Below are 18343 nucleotides of genomic sequence, written 5' to 3'. Positions count from 1 at the left end.
GCGCTTCTCTCAGGTAGCCCAGATACGCGGCGGGCATGCCGGCAGGCCGAGGACGGCCGGGCGCAAGGCATGCCAGAGGCGTTGCAAGGTGTGTTGCAGGTGTTGGTTGTCGTGGTCGAGCAGGCGGATGACCAGCAGCGAGCCGATCAGGGTGGCGCCAGCGGGGTTGTCCAGCTCATCGAGCAAGGCCCGGACGTGCTCCAGCAGCGCAGGGTCCGCCGGGGCGGCGCAAAAGGTGGCAACCAAGGGATGCCCACCGAGCTTGCCTAATTGCCCGCCTTCGATGCGCAGGCGCTCGTACAGGCCTGGGTCATCGGGCATTTCGATGTGCAAGCGGCTGACGAGGGCGCCGTGATCGAAGCGCTCATTCATCACCGGGCGGCCCAGGCACAGGGTTTCCCAGGCCAGCAACCGGGCGCCTGGCGCCAGGGTGAAGCGGCTGTCGAGGCTGGCACGGGCACCGGCGAAGAAAATGCTGTCTTGAGGCAGCCATTCCAGGGTGCTGTCCGCGGCCAGGTGAAAACGCTGGGCCAGCCGTGCGGTGGGGCCGATGCTGCGGTAGAACTTGCTCGCGCCGGGCATGGTCAGCAAGGCGTGGCTGCCAGGTTCAAGGTGGATGTCGAGTTCCAGCCGGTCACCGGCAACGATGCCGCCGGGCGGATGCAGCACATAGACATGGCACGGCGCGCCCTCGGGATAGAAAGGCCGCTGCACCAAAAGAGGTCCAAAATGCCGCCGCGCACCAAGGCGGGTCACACCGTCGCGCTGGGTAAAGCGCAACTGCAGGAAGGCGCTCCAGCCTGCATCGTCTTGTTGTTGTTCGATCTGCTCCGCGAGCGACATCCTGCGGCCCCTGATATCCGTGGCCTGGTGGCCGTTTAGAGGGCCAGGCAGGCGGCGCTTGAGGGCTGCCAGCCTGACCACTCGATCAAATTCTCAGGCTGGATATAGCAGGTTGCGGGCCAACTACGCAGGTGAACAAAAATGAAATCGACAGCGCGACCGCTCTGGCATCGGGCACACAGGGGTGGCGCGCACAAAGCGAGGGCGCGCGAAGGCCCTGTTTCGGTGCCGGAATGTAATGAGCTTTGTTTTTTGTAGGAGCAGCCTTGTGCTGCGAAGAGGCCGGTGCAAGCAGTGGAGATTGCAGGTGCTTACACCGACCTCTTCGCAGCACAAGGCTGCTCCTACAGACAGCTATGCAGTGAGGCTTCAGTAATCGAAGCGGTCTACCGCCCGCCGCCGTTCGTTGTCATCCCGGCGGTCGTAACTGGCAGTGGTCTGGATATTGGCATGGTGCGCGAGCTTCTGGGCAATCGACAGGTCGTGCTCTTCAATAACCCGGGTGATGAATGCACGGCGAAAATCATGGGGCATGATCTTCACACCCACCTGGGCACCGCGTTGGCGCGCAATGTAGTAGATCGCATGCTTGGTGATGCGGGCGCGGGTAATGTGGTTACCCCGGCGAATACGGTTGAACAGGAACGGGTCGTCCGCTGCCCCCTCCGGCAAATCGTTGCGACGCAGGTCTAGCCACGCCTGCAGCTTTTCGAACGCCCAAGGCGGCGCATACTTGATCAACTGCCGGTTGCCCTTGCCCAGTACCTGCAGGCTGCGAGCATCGAAGTCGACCTGGTCCAGGTCGATGTCGACCGACTCCGACTTGCGCATGCCGGTGCCGTACAGCAAGGCAATGATCGCCGCGTCGCGCACACCTTGCGGCCGAGGGTCGGCCGCGCACACGTCCATCAACTCACGGATCAGGCTGCGCCGCAGGTTGCGCCCCGGTGGCAGGCGGCTACCGGTCGCCGGCTTGACCTCGCGGATCCTCAACAGCTGCTCATGATCGATCAGGCCCTGGCGCCATGCCTCGTTCATCACCCCACGCACCGCATTCACATACAGCGACGAACTGTTAGGGGCGTAACCATCCTCGCGCAATGCCGCTACCAAGCCGATCACATGCCCAGGTTCAAGCAAGTGCCACGGTACATCGACAAGGTTGCAGTCGACGAAACCCAGCCGGTCGGCCGCGTCCTGAAGGATGTAGCGCATGGTTTGCTGGCTCGACGGCGCCAGGCGGGCCATGTACTGCAGCAGCGGGTTCTTCGAGAGATCGGTCACAACGTGAATCCTGTAGCGACGCTTGACCGGTACGGGGGCAGCCAAAGCGTGAAGCGAGTCTATTCGACATGAAAGCAAGCCCAAATGACAACGCATGGCCATTCGGGCTTGGAGCAGTGCCATCACCTTGATATTCAAGGGGTTTGAAGACGGCGCGGAGGGTAATGTTACCCCAACTGACGCCCGCATAACGAACCCAAGCCCGCCTACCCGTCCACAGTTTGACCAGCGGTGAACGGCGCCAAGGGCAGCGGCAAGCGTCACGCACCGCCCGACCGCCACCAACTGGGAAACATCTGCTGAACCCGTGGTTCGGCAAAGCGTTCGTCGATCAGCACCAACACGCCTTGGTCCTGATCCCCCCGAATGACCCTGCCCGCCGCCTGAATGACCTTGCGCACGCCTGGGTAGAGGTAGGCGTAATCAAAGCCTGCGCCAAACTGGCGCCCCAGGCGCTGCTTGAACTGCTCGTTGACAGGGTTGACCTGGGGCAGCCCGAGGGTCGCGACAAACGCCCCGATCAAGCGCGTGCCGGGTAAATCGACCCCTTCCCCGAACGCGCCCCCCAGCACCGCAAAACCCACCCCGCAGCCATCCGCCACGAAGCGATCGAGAAATGCCTGACGCGCCTCTTCATCCATGCCTGCCGCCTGCGCCCACAGGGGGATGTCTGCATGCTGCTCTGCCAACAAGCCGGCCACCTGCTGCAGGTATTCGAAACTGCTGAAAAAGGCCAGGTAGTTACCGGGCATGCGCTGGTACTGCTCGGCGATCAGCGCGACGATTGGCGCCAGCGAAGCCTGGCGTTCTCGGTAACGGGTCGAGACCTGGCTGGCGATGCGTACTTCGAGTTGTTCGGCGCGAAACGGCGCTGCCACTTCCAACCAGGCCGTGTCGGCCGGCATGCCGAGCAAGTCGCTGTAGAAATGCCGAGGGCTCAGCGTGGCGGAAAACAGCGTCACACTGCGCGCCGCCTGCATGCGTGGGGCCAGCAGCCGCGCCGGGGTGACATTGCGCAGGCACAGGGTGGCCAAGCGCCGCTTGCGCTGGCCTTCGCGCTGGCTGATGTCGAAGATGAAATGCTCGTCGAACAATTCAGCCACCCGGCTAAACTGCAACGCCTGGTAGAAGAACTGCAGCACCTGCACATCTACCTCGGCTGGCGCCTGATTCAAGCGCTCCTGGATCAGCCCGATGCACTGTTGCAGGGCGCGTATGAAGGCCTCCGGCAACTGCTCGCTGGCCTGATACGGTGCACGCTGCTCTTTGTACAACGCGTTCCACTGCCGGTTGAGGCGGTCCAGCGCATGGGTGAGCCCTTGCGGTTTGCTCTGGCGCAAGGCGAGCAACTGGCCTTGCTCGAGGCTGGCGCTGTACATGCCGCGACCGCGCTCGACCAGGTTGTGCGCTTCGTCTACCAGCACCGCCACCCGCCATTGGTTAGCCTGGGCCAAGCCGAACAGCAAGGCATGGGCATCGAAGTAATAGTTGTAGTCGGCCACCACCAGGTCGACCCAGCGGGCCATTTCCTGGCCCAGGTAATAAGGGCAAACCTGATGCGCCAAGGCCACCTCGCGCAGGCTGGCACGGTCCAGCAACGGCACCGCTGCTGCAGCCTCGCGCGCGGCGGGCAGGCGGTCGTAGAAGCCTTGCGCCAACGGGCAGGACTCGCCATGGCAGGCTTTGTCGGGGTACTCGCAGGCCTTGTCGCGGGCGATCAGCTCCAAGGTGCGCAAGGCCGGTTGCGGCGTGGCATCGGTGATCTGGCGCATGGCATCGAGGGCCAGCGCCCGGCCCGGCGTCTTGGCCGTCAGAAAGAACACTTTGTCGAGCTGCTGCGGCACCATCGCCTTGAGCAACGGGAACAAGGTGCCCAGGGTCTTGCCGATACCGGTACTGGCCTGAGCCATCAGGCATCGGCCGGTGCTGACGGCCTTGTACAGGGTCTCGGCCAGTTGCCGCTGGCCCTGGCGGAATTGCGCATAGGGAAACCCCAGCGCCTGCAGATCGCGGTTACGCTCGGCCAGTCGGCCTTGCTGACGCTGCGCCCAAGCCAGAAAGCAGCGGCACTGGGTTTCGAAGAACGCTTGCAGCGCGGCAGCCGTGTGGTGCTCGCTGATCAGCGTCTGGCCGTCGCTGTCCACGTCCAGGTACACCAGGGCCACTTCGATGGCCGGCAATTGCCGCGCTTGGCACATCAACCAGGCGTAGACCTTGGCCTGGGCCCAGTGCAGCTGGCGATGGTTGGCCGGCTGGCGCGCAAGGTCGCCGCGGTAGGTCTTTATCTCTTCCAAGCGGTTGCAATTGGGGTCGTAACCGTCGGCCCGGCCTCGCACCCGCAGGCTTTCAAACTGCCCCTCAAGGGCCACTTCCGACTCGTAATCAGCCGCACGCCGCGCCACTACCCGACGGTGCCCCTCGATGCCTTCCTGGGCCGTGGGCGACGGGGTGAAGCGCAAGTCCAGGTCGCCAACCTTGGCACTGAACTCGCACAGGGCACGCACCGCCACGCTGTAGCTCACGCCGCCTCGCTCCAGCGCACATGGCACACTGCAACGGGCAAACCTTGGGCACGGCAGAACTCTAGCCAGCGTAATTGGTTGTCTTGCAGGCGGTCGCCCGGCCCCTTGACCTCGACCATGCGGTAGCCGCCCTGCTCGGGCCAGAACTGGATCAGATCAGGCATCCCGGCGCGGTTGTTGCGGATGTCCTGCAACAGGCGCAGGAAGCACTGCTTCAGGTGCGCGGCCGGTAGGCAAGCCAGTGCCTGTTCGAGCAAGGCTTCGCTGAGCATCGGCCAGAACACGAACGGCGACTGCAGGCCGTGCTTGGCGGCGTAGCAGTCGAGAATGGCCTGGCGGTGGCTACCCTCGTCGAGCCGCCCCAGGCAGCGGTCGAACAACGCACTGCGCCGTTGCTGGAAGTCGCTGTCGTGGAGGTCTTGTGGCGCAGCCTGGAACGGGTTGAAAAAGGCACCCGATACCGGCGCGAAGATCGCCTCCCAGCACAGCAGACCGAACAAGCTGTTGAACAGTGTGTTTTCCACGTAATGGACCTGCCCGCCGGCCTCGGCCAAGTGCTGGCGCACAGCCTCCTCCACACCCAGGGCTGCGTGTTCACGCGGCAGCTCAAGTTCGATCAAGTGCAGCGGCGCAGCACGCTGGCGACGTTGTGGCGGGCCGCCGAGTTTGCGGGCCAGGCGCGGCAGCATGCGTTCGAGCGCCTGCACCTCCAGCGCATTGGCCGGGGCCGCGGCCAGCTGCTGTGCCAGTGCATGGGCCTGCGGCCATTGTTCGCTACGTTCCAGTACACGCACCTGACGGATTCGTGCTTGCGCATGGCTGCACTGGCCGTAGACAGCCATGGCCTGGTCCCAGTCGCCCTGGCGCTCGCATTGCTGGCCCAGGGCAAACAGCAGGCGCGCATGGCGCCGGGCCAACCAAGGGTTGTCACTGTGCAGCCCTGCCATCGCGCCCAGAATCGACAGCGGGTCATCGCCGTGCTCCAGCCGCTCGGCGCACTGGTGCAAAGCCATGGCCAGATCGACCTCGGCGCGATGGCGCAAGGCGCGGGAATCGGGGCTGAAAGGCACGTGCTCGTAGCGCAGCAAGCCCAGGTCGGCGAGCACGAAGTCCGACCAGTCCTGGTAAAGGTTGCCGAAGAACAACAGGCGCATGCGGTCACACAGCGGCTGCAGGCACCACTGGAAAATGCGCACGTCACTGCCGGGGAACCACGCCTGCAACGGCCTGGCCGTTAGCCCCAGGGGTTGAAGCTGTGCGAGCAAGTCGTGCTTGGCGGCGCGCGGCCGGCTCAATTGGGCGGCGAAGCACGAAGCCAGTTCGTCCTTGCGCAGCAAGCTGAACAGCTGCTCCAGCTCCAGATGCGCAGGCTCCCGAACCCAACCCAACGCCTGCAACGGCTGCAAGGCCAGCGCGGTATCGCCGATCTCGGCATAGGTCAGCTTGTCACTGCGAAACAGCTCGCCCTTGCGCATGACCATACGCACCATCAAGGCCTGCGCCGGCGCGTCCAATTGCGTAAACGCCTGGATGAACGCCAGCTCCTGGTCATCGAGCAGGTCGTCATAGCGCTGCTCGACCCATAGCAGCACCTGGCGGAAGTTATGCAGGTAATAGAACGGGTCGTCGACAGAATGGGCGATCACGGGGCAAGGTCGGGCAGTGAATGTGGGTACTGGTTATACATACAGATACCCACACCTGACAAGTGCCGTAGGTCCAATTGCGCTGCCAGGCTGTTCGCGGGGCCTGGGTGTGGGACTTGGTTGTAGGAGCGGCCTTGCGTCGCGAAAGGGCCGCAAAGCGGCCCCGGCATTCTTCGTTGCAATACGAGAATTTGGGGCCGCTACGCAGCCCTTTCGCGACGCAAGGCCGCTCCTACAAGGGCCAATCCAGCGCTATTCGGTCACCCCAACCATCGGCCCCGCCTCGGCCTTGGCACTGCCGATCGGTGCCTTCAGCAGCAGGAAGTAAGCCACCGCCGAGCACAGTGCCACGATCGCGCTGATCATGAATGCCGTGTTGAACGAGCCCGAGTATTGGATGCTGAAGCCGGTGACGATCGGTGCCACGGAGCCCGCAATGTAGCCGCCGAAGTTCTGGATCGAGCCAAACGACGCCACCCGCGGGCTGTCGACGATGGTGTTGACGATCATCCAGGCAGTGGCACTGGCCATGTTGATGCTGAACAGCGCCAGGCACAGCAGGACCACACAGCCGGTCAGGCCACTGACGAAGGACAACGGCAAGGTGAACAGCGCCGCCAGCACCAGGCCAGTGATCACGCTGAATTTGCGACTGCCAAGGATGCTCATGCCGCGTTTGACCAGCAAATCGCAGAAGCGCCCGGCGACGATCGTGCCCGCCGCGCCAAAGCCATAGGCCAGCGAAACCACCCAGGCAGTCTTGTACAGGTCCAGGCCGTGCTCACGCTCGAAGTAGCCGGGCAGCCAGGTCAGGTGCAGCCAGAGCATGTAGATCACCCCCATGAAGCCCAGTACCGCCCCCCAAGTGCTGCGGTGCTTGAACAAGTCGAGCCAACCCGCAAAGTACGACACCTTCGGCGCCTGTGGATTGGACGCAGGCAGCGGCTGCTTGTACTCGGTAGGCAACGGCTTACCTTGCGCAGCGAGCTCAGCCAGGTACTGCGCCTTGCTCTTGTAGAAGCTCAACCAGCACACCGCCAGCACCACACCGATCAACCCGGTAATGATAAACATGCCGCGCCAGCCGAAATTGACCATGAACAGCGTCAGCAAGGGGGGCGCCAGGCATGGGCCAAGGCAGGTCGAGGACCAGACGATACCGGTCGGGGTGCCGCGTTCGTTGGCATCGAACCATTCCGACAAGGCCTTGGCCGCCGAAGGGAACATCGGCGCCTCGCCAATCCCCAGCAACACGCGCAAGCCCATGAAACCGGCAAAGCTGCTGACCATGCCAAAGGTGGCCTGGGCCACCGACCAGGCCAGCAACGAGGCGCCGAGGGCGATCTTGCTGCCCAGGCGGTCGATGATCATGCCCATCGGCAACTGGGCAAAGGCATAAGCAATGGAGAAGGCCGACAACAGAATGCCCATCTGCGAGGGGCTGATCATCATGTCTTTCTGGATCGAGGTGTTGGCGATCGACAGCGCACTACGGTCCAGGTAGTTGACGATGCCAATCAACAGCAGGAAGACAACGGTGAGGCGCTGATACTTCTTCATAGGGTTCATTGGGTGGCCTTTATTATTATTGTTGCGGCGCCTTCAGCGCCTTGGCGATCCGTCGGTCCTGTTGCGTTCATCCTTGGTGCGGCAACCCTCAAGGTTGACGCGCAGTTACCGCCGCCTCGAGCAGGCCGCGCCGGCTCAGGCTGTCGATCAGCGCACGCAGGCCGAAGCCCCACTGCGGCGCGAGGTCGCTGGTGGTGACGCGGTTGCACAGGGTGCCCAGTTGCGCGTTGCTGATGGCGACTAGGTCGCCTGGCTTGTGGGTAAAACCGTTGCCTGGCTGGTCGCGGTCCTGCTTGGGCGCGAACAGGGTACCGAGAAACAGCACCAGGCCGTCGGGATACTGGTGGTTTTCGTTGAGGGTCTGCTGCACCAGGTCCTGGGGGTCGCGGCTGATCTGGCGCATGGAGCTGCGGCCGGACAGGATGAAGCCGTCCTGGCCCTCGACACGCAGGTCCACTTCGGCGTTACGCACATCGTCCAGGCTGAAGCTTTCGTCGAACAGGCGCAGCAATGGCCCCAGCGAGGTGGAAGCGTTGTTGTCCTTGGCCTTGGACAGCAGCAAGGCACTGCGCCCCTCGAAGTCACGCAGGTTGACATCGTTGCCGAGCATGGCGCCCTTGATGCTGCCGTCGCTCGACACCGCCAGTACCACTTCCGGTTCCGGGTTGTTCCAGCTCGACTTGGGGTGGATACCGATGTCGGCACCATGCCCGACCGCCGACAGTGGCTGCGCCTTGGTGAAGACTTCGGCATCCGGGCCGATGCCCACCTCCAGGTATTGCGACCACAGGCCCTGCTCCACCAGGACCTTGCGCAGCGCTTCGGCCTGAGCAGAGCCCGGGATGATCTGCGAGAGGTCCGCACCGATCCGGCTGGCCAGGGTGTCGCGAATGGCATCGGCCTTGGCCGGGTCGCCCTTGGCTTGCTCCTCCACCACTCGCTCCAGCAAGCTGGCGGCGAAGGTGACGCCGGCAGCCTTCACTGCTTGCAGGTCGATCGGTGCCAACAGCCAAGGCAAGCGCGCGTCACGTTGACCAGGGTCGCTGTTGGCCAGCAGCGCCGGCAACTCGATCAACGCGTCGGCCAATGGCAACGCACGCAGGTAGGCCACCGGGTCGGCCACTTCCAGCAGGGCCGAAACCGTCGCTACATGAGCACTGATATCGTGCACGGCGCCGGCTTTGACCAGCACCACGGCGGGGCCTTGATCCGGCAGCCAGACGCGCCCCACCCAACTGCCGGTGTCGAACACGGCAAGGTCGTGGCTTAGCGGCAGTGGCTGGTTGGCATTCGATTGGTCTGTCATGGGTGCACCCTTGTTGTCATTGTCATTCATTGGGAAAGCGCCTGCGAACGGGTCGCCAGCTGCAACTGCTCGGCCAGCCGGTCGAGGTCGTCGAGCACTGGCTGGGACAGGCTCAGGCCCTGAGCCAAGGCTTGCCGGCGCAACGCCAGGCCAGCTTGCCCAGGCAGGCGCACCGGGCGCTCGGGGTCTACCGGTCGGCTGGCCACGATCAACCGGCCAAGGAAGCTGGTTTCGTCGGTAAACGCTTGCAAGCCGCCGAAGAAGCGCGGGTCGATGACCACCGCGGTGGCCGACGCGCCCCACTGGTCCGGGGCGTCCTTGCGGCCATGGCCGGCCAATGCCGAGGTCAGTGCCTCGACCAGGATTGCCAGGGCAAAGCCCTTGTGGCCAAAGGCCTGACCCCCCAGTGGCAGAATGCTGCCCTGGGGCGTGGTGAAGAAGTCACGCGGGTCATCGCTCAGGTGGCCATCGTTGCTCATCAGCACCGGGTGCGGCAGCCGGCTGCCGGCATCACGGCACTGCCCGACCAGGCCGAGGGTCACCGTAGACATGCTCACGTCCAGCAGGATCGGCTCACCCTGGGTCGGTATGCCGGCGGCAATCGGGTTGGGCGTGAACACCGGGTCGACCCCACCATGGGCACAGACCAGCCCCACGGACGGGTCCGAGGAATACACCATGGCCACCAGGCCACGGTCGGTATAAGGCTTGAGGTAAGCCGCCAGGCAGCCAATGTGCGCAGCCCGGCGCACCACGGCAATGCCGATGCCCTGTGCGCTGGCACCTTTGGCCGCACACTCTAGGGCCCGGCTGACACAGTACGGGCCAAGTACGTAATGGCCGTCGAAAAGACTGGAAATGCCGCTGTCCGACACCTGCTCCAGCGCCTGAGCCTGCGCCTTCACCTGCCCGCTGAGCATACCGCCAATATAGCGGCTGACCAGGTTCAGGCCATGGGTGCGATGGCCCAGCAGTTCGCCTTCGAGCAATACCTGGGTCACCACCTGGGCGACCTCGGCATCGGCACCGGCTTTTTCAAACAGTTGCTCGACGAACCGGGTTAGCGCCTGCACGTCATACCGTTTGGTTTGCGTCATGCCTGTCACTCCACGGTCAGTTCAGGGCTGCGGTGCTGGGCTTGCCGTCCACCAGGCGCTGGATGCCCAGCGGGTTGGCGTTCTGCAAGGCGGCAGGCAGCAAGGCGTCAGGCACGTTCTGGTAGCACACCGGGCGCAGGAAGCGGTCGATGGCCAGGGTGCCGACCGAGGTGCCGCGGGCGTCCGAAGTGGCCGGGTATGGGCCGCCGTGGACCATGGCATCGCACACCTCGACCCCGGTGGGGTAGCCATTGAGCAGCACGCGACCGACTTTTACTTCCAATGCACCCAGCAAGTAGCCGTAGGCCGCCAGGTCGGCATCGTCCGCCAGCAGCGTGGCGGTCAGTTGGCCGCGCAAGGCTGCCACCGCGCGCATAAGCTCGGCTTCATCGGCAACCTGCACCACCACCGTGCACGGGCCGAACACTTCTTCCTGAAGCAACTCGTCCTGCTCCAGCAGCAGGCTGACATCGGCCTCGAACAAGTGCGGTTGGGCCTGGTTACCGTGTTGCGCCTGGCCGCTCAACCGCTTGACCCCAGGGTGGGCAATCAAGGCCTGCAGGCCCTTGCCGTAGCTGCCCAGGGTGCCAGCGTTGAGCATGGTCTGCGGCGCTTGCTCTGCCATGTGCCCGGCCAACTGCTCGACAAAGGCACTGAACGCTGGGGAGCGAATGCCCAGGACCAAACCCGGGTTGGTGCAAAACTGGCCACAGCCCTGCACCACCGACGCGGTGAGGTCCTTGGCCAGTTGCGCACCGCGCGAGGCCAAGGCCTGGGGCAGCACCAGCACCGGGTTGATGCTCGACATTTCGGCGAACACCGGAATCGGCTGCGGCCGTGCCGCCGCCATGTCGCACAGCGCACGCCCACCCTTGAGCGACCCGGTAAACCCGACGGCCTGGATGCCGGGGTGCTTGACCAGGGCCTCGCCAACCCCGCCACCGAAGATCATGTTGAACACACCGGCTGGCATGTTCGTGCGTTCGGCAGCACGAACCAGTGCTTCAGCTACGCGTTCGGCAGTGGCCATGTGGCCGCTGTGGGCCTTGAAGACGACCGGGCAACCGGCCGCCAGGGCTGCTGCGGTATCGCCACCCGCTGTGGAGAACGCCAGCGGGAAATTGCTGGCGCCGAACACCGCCACCGGGCCCACACCGATGCGGTACTGGCGCAAGTCTGGGCGTGGCAACGGCGTGCGGGCAGGCAGGGCCTGGTCGATGCGGGCGCCATAGAAGTCGCCACGGCGCAGCACCTGGGCGAACAGGCGCATCTGCCCGCTGGTACGCCCCCGCTCGCCCAGGATCCGGGCAGTAGGCAGGGCCGTTTCCTGGCAGGTCAAGGCAATGAAGTCTTCGCCGAGGGCGTCGAGCTCGTCGGCAATGGCCTCCAGGAACTCGGCGCGGCGCACCGCTGGCAGGTTACGAAACAGCGGGAAAGCCGCCGAGGCCGCGCCCACAGCGTTGTCGACTTCGGCCAGGGTGGCCTGATAGAAACCGCCGGGCAGGCGCTCGCCGGTGTGGGCGTCGACGCTGTAGACCAGGGTCTGGCCCAGCGCGCTGCGCTGGCCGGCAATGAAGTTGTATCCGCTAACGTGCATAAAAGGTTGCCTCAAATTCGGAAGTGGGCTGTCGATCAGGTCACGGCGCCGATCTGCCAGGGCACGAACTCGTTCTGCCCGTAGCCGTGCTGTTCGCTTTTGCTGCGCGCGCCAGAGGCGATGCGCAGCATCTGTTCGAAGATGTACGCGCCACGCTCTTCGATGCTGGTGGAGCCATCGGCGATGCCACCGCAGTTGACGTCCATGTCCTCTTCCTGGTGCTCGAACACCCGGTTGTTGGTCGCCAGCTTGATCGACGGCGCCGGGGCGCAGCCGTAGGCCGAACCGCGGCCAGTGGTGAAGGCAATCAGGTTGGCGCCGCCCGCGACCTGGCCGGTGGCCGAGACCGGGTCGTAGCCCGGCGTGTCCATGAACACCAGCCCATGGGCGCGTACCGCTTCGGCGTACTGGTAGACGTCGACCAAGTTGCTGGAGCCGGCCTTGGCCACCGCACCCAGCGACTTCTCGAGGATGGTGGTCAGGCCGCCCGCCTTGTTGCCGGCCGAGGGGTTGTTGTTCAGTTCAGCGTTCATGCGCTGGCAGTAGTCTTCCCACCAGTGGATGCGCGCCACCAGCTTCTCGCCGACTTCGCGGCTTACGGCGCGACGGGTCAGCAGGTGTTCAGCGCCATAAATTTCGGGCGTTTCAGACAGAATCGCGGTGCCACCGGCCGCCACCAGGCGGTCGACGGCATTGCCCAACGCGGGGTTGGCGGTGATCCCCGAGTAGCCATCGGAGCCACCGCATTGCAGGCCAACGATCAAGTGGCGGGCGCTGACCGGCTCGCGTTCGACCTGGTTGGCTTGGGCCAATAGCGCCTTGACCTGCTCGATACCGGCGGCGATGGTCTTCGAGGTGCCGCCAATGCCTTGGATGGTGAAGGCGCGCAGTTGCGTGCTGGTGGTAAGCCCTTGGGTCTCCAGCAGGCTTTCGATCTGGTTGGTTTCACACCCCAGGCCGATGATCAGCACGGCCGCGAAATTGGGGTGTATGGCATAGCCGGCCAAGGTCCGACGCAACAGGCCCAAGGCTTCACCGGAAGGGTCCACTGCGCAGCCGGCACCGTGGGTCAAGGCCACTACACCGTCGATATTCGGGTAGTCGCCCAGCGCTTCGGGGTGGATGTCGCGGCGGAAATGGTCGGCCACGGCCCGGGCCACGGTCGCCGAACAGTTCACCGAGGTGAGAATGCCAATGTAGTTGCGGGTGGCTACCCGGCCATCGGCACGCACAATGCCCTGGAACACCGCCTCAGCGACCGGCGTGCTGCGGGCATCGACGCCAAAGGCATAGTCGCGGGCAAAATCACCCATCTGCACGTTGTGCACGTGAACATGGTCGCCGGCGTCGATGGCCTGTGAAGCAAAACCGATGATCTGGCCATAGCGGCGCAGGGGCTGGCCCTGCTCCACGCGCTGGGTGGCGACTTTATGGCCTGAGGGGATCGCCTGGCGCACGATGATCCCTTCTGCGTCGAGGTGCAAACCTTCAGGCAAGGCCTGGCGGGCGATGAGAACGTTGTCCAGCGGGTTGAGGCGGATGACGGCAAGGTCACCAGAGCGGGCAATCAGTTGCATGGGACCTCTCAGGGCGGTGCGGCTGACTTCTTGTTATGGCGTCGCCCGTTCGATACCGGGCGAATCTGCGACCACTGTAAGAAGCCTTGCGCAACATTCCCAATGAGATGATCCGATCAAGCGATAACCCAGGGTTATCGATACCGTCTATCGGTGGTGTTTTATCAATCGCTTACTGTGCCCTGCGCGACACGTCGCTGCTGCGCGAAGTCGAGCAGAATCTCGACGAACGCGTGGGCCGACGGGGTGAGAGGCTCGTCCTTGCGGGTAACGATGCCGTACTCCAGCGCGGGCAGGTGCAAGGGGCTCTGCAGTTCCTTGAACTGGCCGCTGCTCAGCTGTGCGGCGACCATCGACCTGGGCAGCATCGCGATCATCGGGCCCGATTGCAGCAACTGCAGGAACATCGGCATCGAGATGGTCTCGACGCTGTCTGCCGGTGTGGCAATACCAGCCACCCTGAAGGCCTGTTCCAGGCGATTGCGAATTGGCGTGCCCACGGGGTAAAGCACCCAGGGCCACTCACCCAGTGCCTCCACCGGGGTGCTGGCCAGTGCATTGAGCGGGTGGCGGCTGTTGACCACCAGGCTGAAAGGCTCGGGCTCGAGGGGTTGATAATCGAACAGCTGGCTGAAGCGTTCTTCCGTGAAGCGGCCGATCATGATGTCGAGTTTGTTCTGCTCCAGCATGGCCAACAGGTGGTCACTGGAGTGCTCGACCACTTCGATCGAGAGCAACGGGCTGCGTGCCTTGATGGCGGCAATGGCTTGAGGCAGCACCACGGGGGTGGCCGCAAAAATGCCACCCACGCGGATGAACCCGTGCCCGCCCTTGCGCAGCCGGTTGACCTGGTCGACAAACTGCTGCGAGTCGCCCAGCACCCCTTGGGCGTAGCGCACCACATACTCGCCAAGCTCGGTGGGCGGCATGCTGCGTGGCAGGCGCTCGAACAAGGCGAAGCCAAACTGCTCCTCCAGGTCACGCAGCATTTTGCTCAGCGCCGGCTGGCTGAGGTTCATCCGCGTAGCGGTGGCGTGCATGTTGCGGGTGCGTGCCAGGGTGTCGATCAGCACCAGGTGCTTGTAGCGGACCCAGTTGCAGAAGCTGGAGTGGGTAATGTCCGACGGCATCAGAGGGCAACCTCGAAAAGGTGTAAAGGCAGGGCTATTGCGTGCGCAGGTACTGCAGCAACCTGTCCAGGGCCACGGAATTGGGGCGCGAGCGTAAGGTCAGCAAGCCCAGGTTGGCCATCGAGATCGGCAGCTCTACCGGCAGGATGGCGACCATGCCGTAGCGCGCATAATGCTCGGCCACATCGTTGGGCACCACCGCAATCATCTCGGACGCCTCCAACATCGCGGTGGTGGCCAGGATCGATGCGGTTTCGACAATGTCCAGCGACTGCACCATGCCGCCCGCCTGCAAGGCACTTTCGACCCGGCGGCGCATGGGGCTGCCGATGGGGTGCAGGATCCAGGTCAGGGCCACCAGGTCGGCCAACTGCAACGCCTTGGCGTCGGCCAAGGGGTGGCCGGCGCGGGCGATGACGCGCATCTGCTCACCGCCCTCGAACAGTTCGATGTTCAGGTCCTGGCTGTCGCTCTGGTCGGGCAGGCGCCCGACCACCATGTCGAAATCACCGCGCAGCAGCGCCGGCAACAAGGTATCGCTGGTGCCGACTTCGAGCGAGATACGCACCTTAGGGTGATCGCGCTTGTAGGCCAGCACCGCCTTGGTCAGCAAACCGGGCACCGGCCCCATCACACTGCCCACCCGCACCAGGCCCAAGGCACCGCGCGCCAGTTCGGCGATCTGTGCCTGGGCATGTTCGAACTCGTGCAGCGCGTTCTGCGCGTAGCGAATCATCACCTCGCCATACAGCGTTGGCTGCATGCCACGCGGCAGGCGCTCGAACAGGCGCACGCCCAGGCGTTCTTCCAGTTGCTGCAGCAGCAGGCTGGCCGCCGGTTGCGTGGTGTGCATCGCAGTGGCGGCACGGCGCAGGTTGCCGAACTCGCCCAGGGCGTTGAGCAAGGTGATCTGGCGGCTGGAGATCTTCAATGTGCCAAGGTTTTGCGGCAGCGCTGGGCTGTCTGCGGGCATTTGAGACATATCAATTCCGATATCCCTACTTAGGAATTGGCGATTATGCCTATATCGCTCGACAACCTACAGTCGAGTCTCCCACTGCCTGACCAGAACAAGAGTCCGCCATGAGCATACGCATTACCCACCTGAGCGTCCGTGACATCCGCTTCCCGACTTCGCTGTCGCTGGACGGCTCCGACGCCATGAACAGCGCCCCTGACTACTCGGCCGCCTACGTCGTGCTGCACACCGACGCCGACGCCCTCGAAGGCCATGGCCTGACCTTCACCATCGGCCGCGGCAACGAAATCTGCGCGGCGGCGGTGCAATCGCTGGCACCGATGATCGTCGGCCTGACCCTGGAAGAAATCACCGCCGACATGGGCGCGTTCTGGCACCGTTTCACGGTGGGTGACAGCCAGTTGCGCTGGCTTGGCCCCGAGAAAGGCGTGATCCACCTGGCCACCGCCGCCATCATCAACGCCGTGTGGGACCTGTGGGCCAAGCACGAAGGCAAACCGGTGTGGAAGCTGCTGGCCGACATGACCCCAGAGCAACTGGTGCGCTGCCTGGACTTTAGCTACGTCACCGACGTGCTGACCCCCGAGGAAGCCATCGCCCTGCTCCGCCGCCAGGTGCCAGGCAAGGCCCAGCGCGAAGCGCAAATGCTGCGCGAAGGCTACCCCGGCTACACCACCGCCCCCGGCTGGCTCGGCTACAGCGAAGAAAAAATGCGCCACTTGGCCCGCGAAGCGGTCGCCGACGGCTGGACCCACATCAAGCAGAAAATCGGCGCCGACCTGGAAGAAGACATTCGCCGCGCCAGCATCCTGCGGGACGAAATCGGCTGGGAACGCACCCTGATGATGGACGCCAACCAGGTCTGGAGCGTCGATGAATCGGTGGCCAACATGCGCCGCCTGGCCGCCTTCGAGCCCCTGTGGATCGAAGAACCCACCAGCCCCGACGACATCCTCGGCCACGCAGCCATCCGCCAGCGCATCGCGCCCATCGGCGTGGCCACCGGCGAGCACTGCCACAACCGGGTGATGTTCAAGCAGATGTTCCAGGCGGGCGCACTGGACTTCTGCCAGCTGGACGCGGCCCGGCTGGGTGGCCTGAACGAGGTACTGATCGTGCTGTTGATGGCGGCCAAGTACGATGTGCCGGTCTGCCCGCATGGCGGCGGGGTCGGGCTGTGCGAATATGTGCAGAACATCGCCTTGTTCGACTACATCGCCGTTTCGGCATCGCTGCACAACCGGGTGCTGGAATACGTCGACCACCTGCACGAACACTTCCTCGACCCGGTGGTGATCCGTCGCGGCCGCTACATGCCGCCACAGCGCCCGGGCTACAGCATTGAAATGCACGCTGACACCCTGGAGCGCTACCAGTACCCCAACGGCGCGGTGTGGCTCGACATCAACCGTTCCTGACCTACCGACCTGGGTGTGCCGCCGCAAGCGCGGCACACCACCAGCACTTATCACGGGGAAAAAAACAATGACAATCCTCACCGGCACGACAGCGGCCACCGCGCCTGCCGTCGCTACCGAACAGCGCCTTAACGGCCTGTTGCTGCGCAAATTGATGCCACTGCTTATCGTCGTCTACGTGATGAGCTTCCTCGACCGCACCAACATCGCCTTGGCCAAGGCCAGCATGGGCATCGACCTGGGCCTGTCGGCGGCGGCCTACGGCCTGGGTGCCGGGCTGTTCTTCCTCACCTATGCCCTGGCCGAAGTGCCGAGCAACCTGATCATGCACCGGGTGGGCGCACGCTTTTGGATCACCCGCATCATGATCACCTGGGGCCTGCTGTCAGCGGGCATGGCGTTCGTCCAGGGGGAAACCTCGTTCTACATCATGCGCCTGCTGCTCGGGGTGGCTGAGGCCGGCCTGTTCCCCGGCGTCATGCTGTACCTGACGTACTGGTTCGACCGCGAACAGCGTGCGCGCGCCACTGGCTACTTCCTGTTGGGTGTGTGCCTGGCCAACATCCTCAGTGGGCCGCTGGGCGGCGCGCTGCTGGAAATGGACGGCGTGCTGGGCTGGCACGGCTGGCAATGGCTGTTCGTGCTTGAAGGCCTGCCTGCGGTGGCGCTGGCCTATGTGGTGTGGAAGAAGCTGCCCGATGGCCCCGCGTCGGCACCTTGGCTGTCCGCTGCCGATGCCCAGGACATCGAGCGTCGCCTGAGTGCCGAACGGGCTGCAGCGCCGCAACAGAGCAAGCTGGGGCAAATGTTTCGCGACAAGCAGATCTGGTTGGCGATTGCGGTGTATTTTGTGCACCAGATCACCATCTACACCGTGATCTTCTTCTTGCCAGGCATCATCGGCACCTATGCCGCGCTGTCGCCTTTCCAGGTCGGGTTGCTGACCTCGGTACCCTGGACCGCCGCCGCCATCGGCGCCGCCACATTCCCGCGCCTGGCGACCTCGCCCAGCCGTTGCCGTACCCTACTGTTCTTTGGTCTGCTGACCATGTCCGCCGGGTTGCTGCTTGCTTCGCTGTCCAACTCCTTCATTGGGCTGATCGGCTTTTCGTTGACCGCCTTGATGCTGTTCGTGGTGCAGTCGATCATCTTCGTCTTCCCGTCCAGCCGCCTGAGCGGTAGCGCACTGGCGGCGGGCCTGGCGTTCGTCACCACCTGCGGCCTGTTTGGCGGGTTTGTCGGGCCGTCGGTGATGGGCCTGATCGAACAGGCCACCGGCAGTACCCGCAACGGCTTGTGGATCATTGCTGCGATGCTGGTGGTGGCGGCACTGATCAGCACCCGTTTGCGTCAGGGGCAGGAGCAGTAGCTCGCC

13 protein-coding genes are annotated in these 18343 nt (G+C 64.2%); 2 read left to right on the top strand and 11 right to left on the bottom strand.

Features of this window, described 5'->3' with window-relative positions:
• Positions 1-9 precede the first annotated feature (9 nt).
• From OO306_RS06425 to OO306_RS06375, 11 genes are all read right to left on the bottom strand, one after another.
• Positions 10-843, bottom strand: a complete 834-nt coding sequence (locus OO306_RS06425) for an urease accessory protein UreD (RefSeq protein ID WP_265968111.1) — start codon at positions 841-843, stop codon at positions 10-12.
• Positions 844-1212: 369 nt separating this feature from the next.
• Positions 1213-2127 (bottom strand): tyrosine recombinase XerC, encoded by a 915-nt coding sequence (gene xerC, locus OO306_RS06420; protein WP_027594757.1) that lies wholly within the window; start codon positions 2125-2127, stop codon positions 1213-1215.
• A gap of 260 nt (positions 2128-2387) precedes the next feature.
• A complete protein-coding gene (locus OO306_RS06415) occupies positions 2388-4649 on the bottom strand; it encodes an ATP-dependent DNA helicase (protein WP_265968109.1) in 2262 nt (753 codons plus the stop codon).
• Positions 4646-6295 carry a VRR-NUC domain-containing protein gene (locus OO306_RS06410; protein ID WP_265968108.1) on the bottom strand — a complete coding sequence of 550 codons (1650 nt, stop codon included), beginning with the start codon at positions 6293-6295 and terminating at the stop codon, positions 4646-4648. The genes OO306_RS06415 and OO306_RS06410 overlap by 4 nt, the downstream gene beginning before the upstream one ends.
• 252 nt (positions 6296-6547) lie before the next feature.
• A complete protein-coding gene (locus tag OO306_RS06405) occupies positions 6548-7855 on the bottom strand; it encodes an MFS transporter (RefSeq protein WP_265968157.1) in 1308 nt (435 codons plus the stop codon).
• A gap of 97 nt (positions 7856-7952) precedes the next feature.
• Positions 7953-9170 carry a fumarylacetoacetate hydrolase family protein gene (locus OO306_RS06400; protein WP_027594754.1) on the bottom strand — a complete coding sequence of 406 codons (1218 nt, stop codon included), beginning with the start codon at positions 9168-9170 and terminating at the stop codon, positions 7953-7955.
• A gap of 26 nt (positions 9171-9196) precedes the next feature.
• The gene (locus OO306_RS06395) at positions 9197-10267 is read right to left on the bottom strand and encodes an Ldh family oxidoreductase (protein ID WP_265968107.1); all 1071 of its coding nucleotides are present in this window, start codon (positions 10265-10267) and stop codon (positions 9197-9199) included.
• A 16-nt stretch (positions 10268-10283) separates the two neighbouring features.
• Complete coding sequence (locus tag OO306_RS06390; RefSeq protein WP_265968106.1) at positions 10284-11864, bottom strand: aldehyde dehydrogenase (NADP(+)); 1581 nt, start codon at positions 11862-11864, stop codon at positions 10284-10286.
• 35 nt (positions 11865-11899) lie between these two features.
• Positions 11900-13441, bottom strand: coding sequence for a UxaA family hydrolase (locus OO306_RS06385; protein WP_265968105.1), 1542 nt, complete (start codon positions 13439-13441; stop codon positions 11900-11902).
• 164 nt (positions 13442-13605) lie between these two features.
• Positions 13606-14571 carry a LysR family transcriptional regulator gene (locus OO306_RS06380; RefSeq protein WP_265968104.1) on the bottom strand — a complete coding sequence of 322 codons (966 nt, stop codon included), beginning with the start codon at positions 14569-14571 and terminating at the stop codon, positions 13606-13608.
• A gap of 34 nt (positions 14572-14605) precedes the next feature.
• Positions 14606-15553, bottom strand: a complete 948-nt coding sequence (locus OO306_RS06375; RefSeq protein WP_099429552.1) for a LysR family transcriptional regulator — start codon at positions 15551-15553, stop codon at positions 14606-14608.
• 101 nt (positions 15554-15654) lie between these two features.
• On the opposite strand from OO306_RS06375, the gene OO306_RS06370 reads away from it, so the two are divergent.
• Complete coding sequence (locus tag OO306_RS06370) at positions 15655-16968, top strand: L-fuconate dehydratase (RefSeq protein WP_265968103.1); 1314 nt, start codon at positions 15655-15657, stop codon at positions 16966-16968.
• A gap of 67 nt (positions 16969-17035) precedes the next feature.
• On the top strand, positions 17036-18337 hold the full coding sequence (locus OO306_RS06365) for an MFS transporter (RefSeq protein WP_265968102.1): 1302 nt from the start codon (positions 17036-17038) through the stop codon (positions 18335-18337).
• Positions 18338-18343: the final 6 nt, after the last annotated feature.

Origin of the sequence: Pseudomonas sp. DCB_AW (genome assembly GCF_026240895.1) — a bacterium.
Lineage (GTDB): Bacteria > Pseudomonadota > Gammaproteobacteria > Pseudomonadales > Pseudomonadaceae > Aquipseudomonas > Aquipseudomonas kermanshahensis.
The sequence above is the reverse complement of the archived record's forward strand: the minus strand, read 5'-3'. Positions and strand labels throughout refer to the sequence as shown.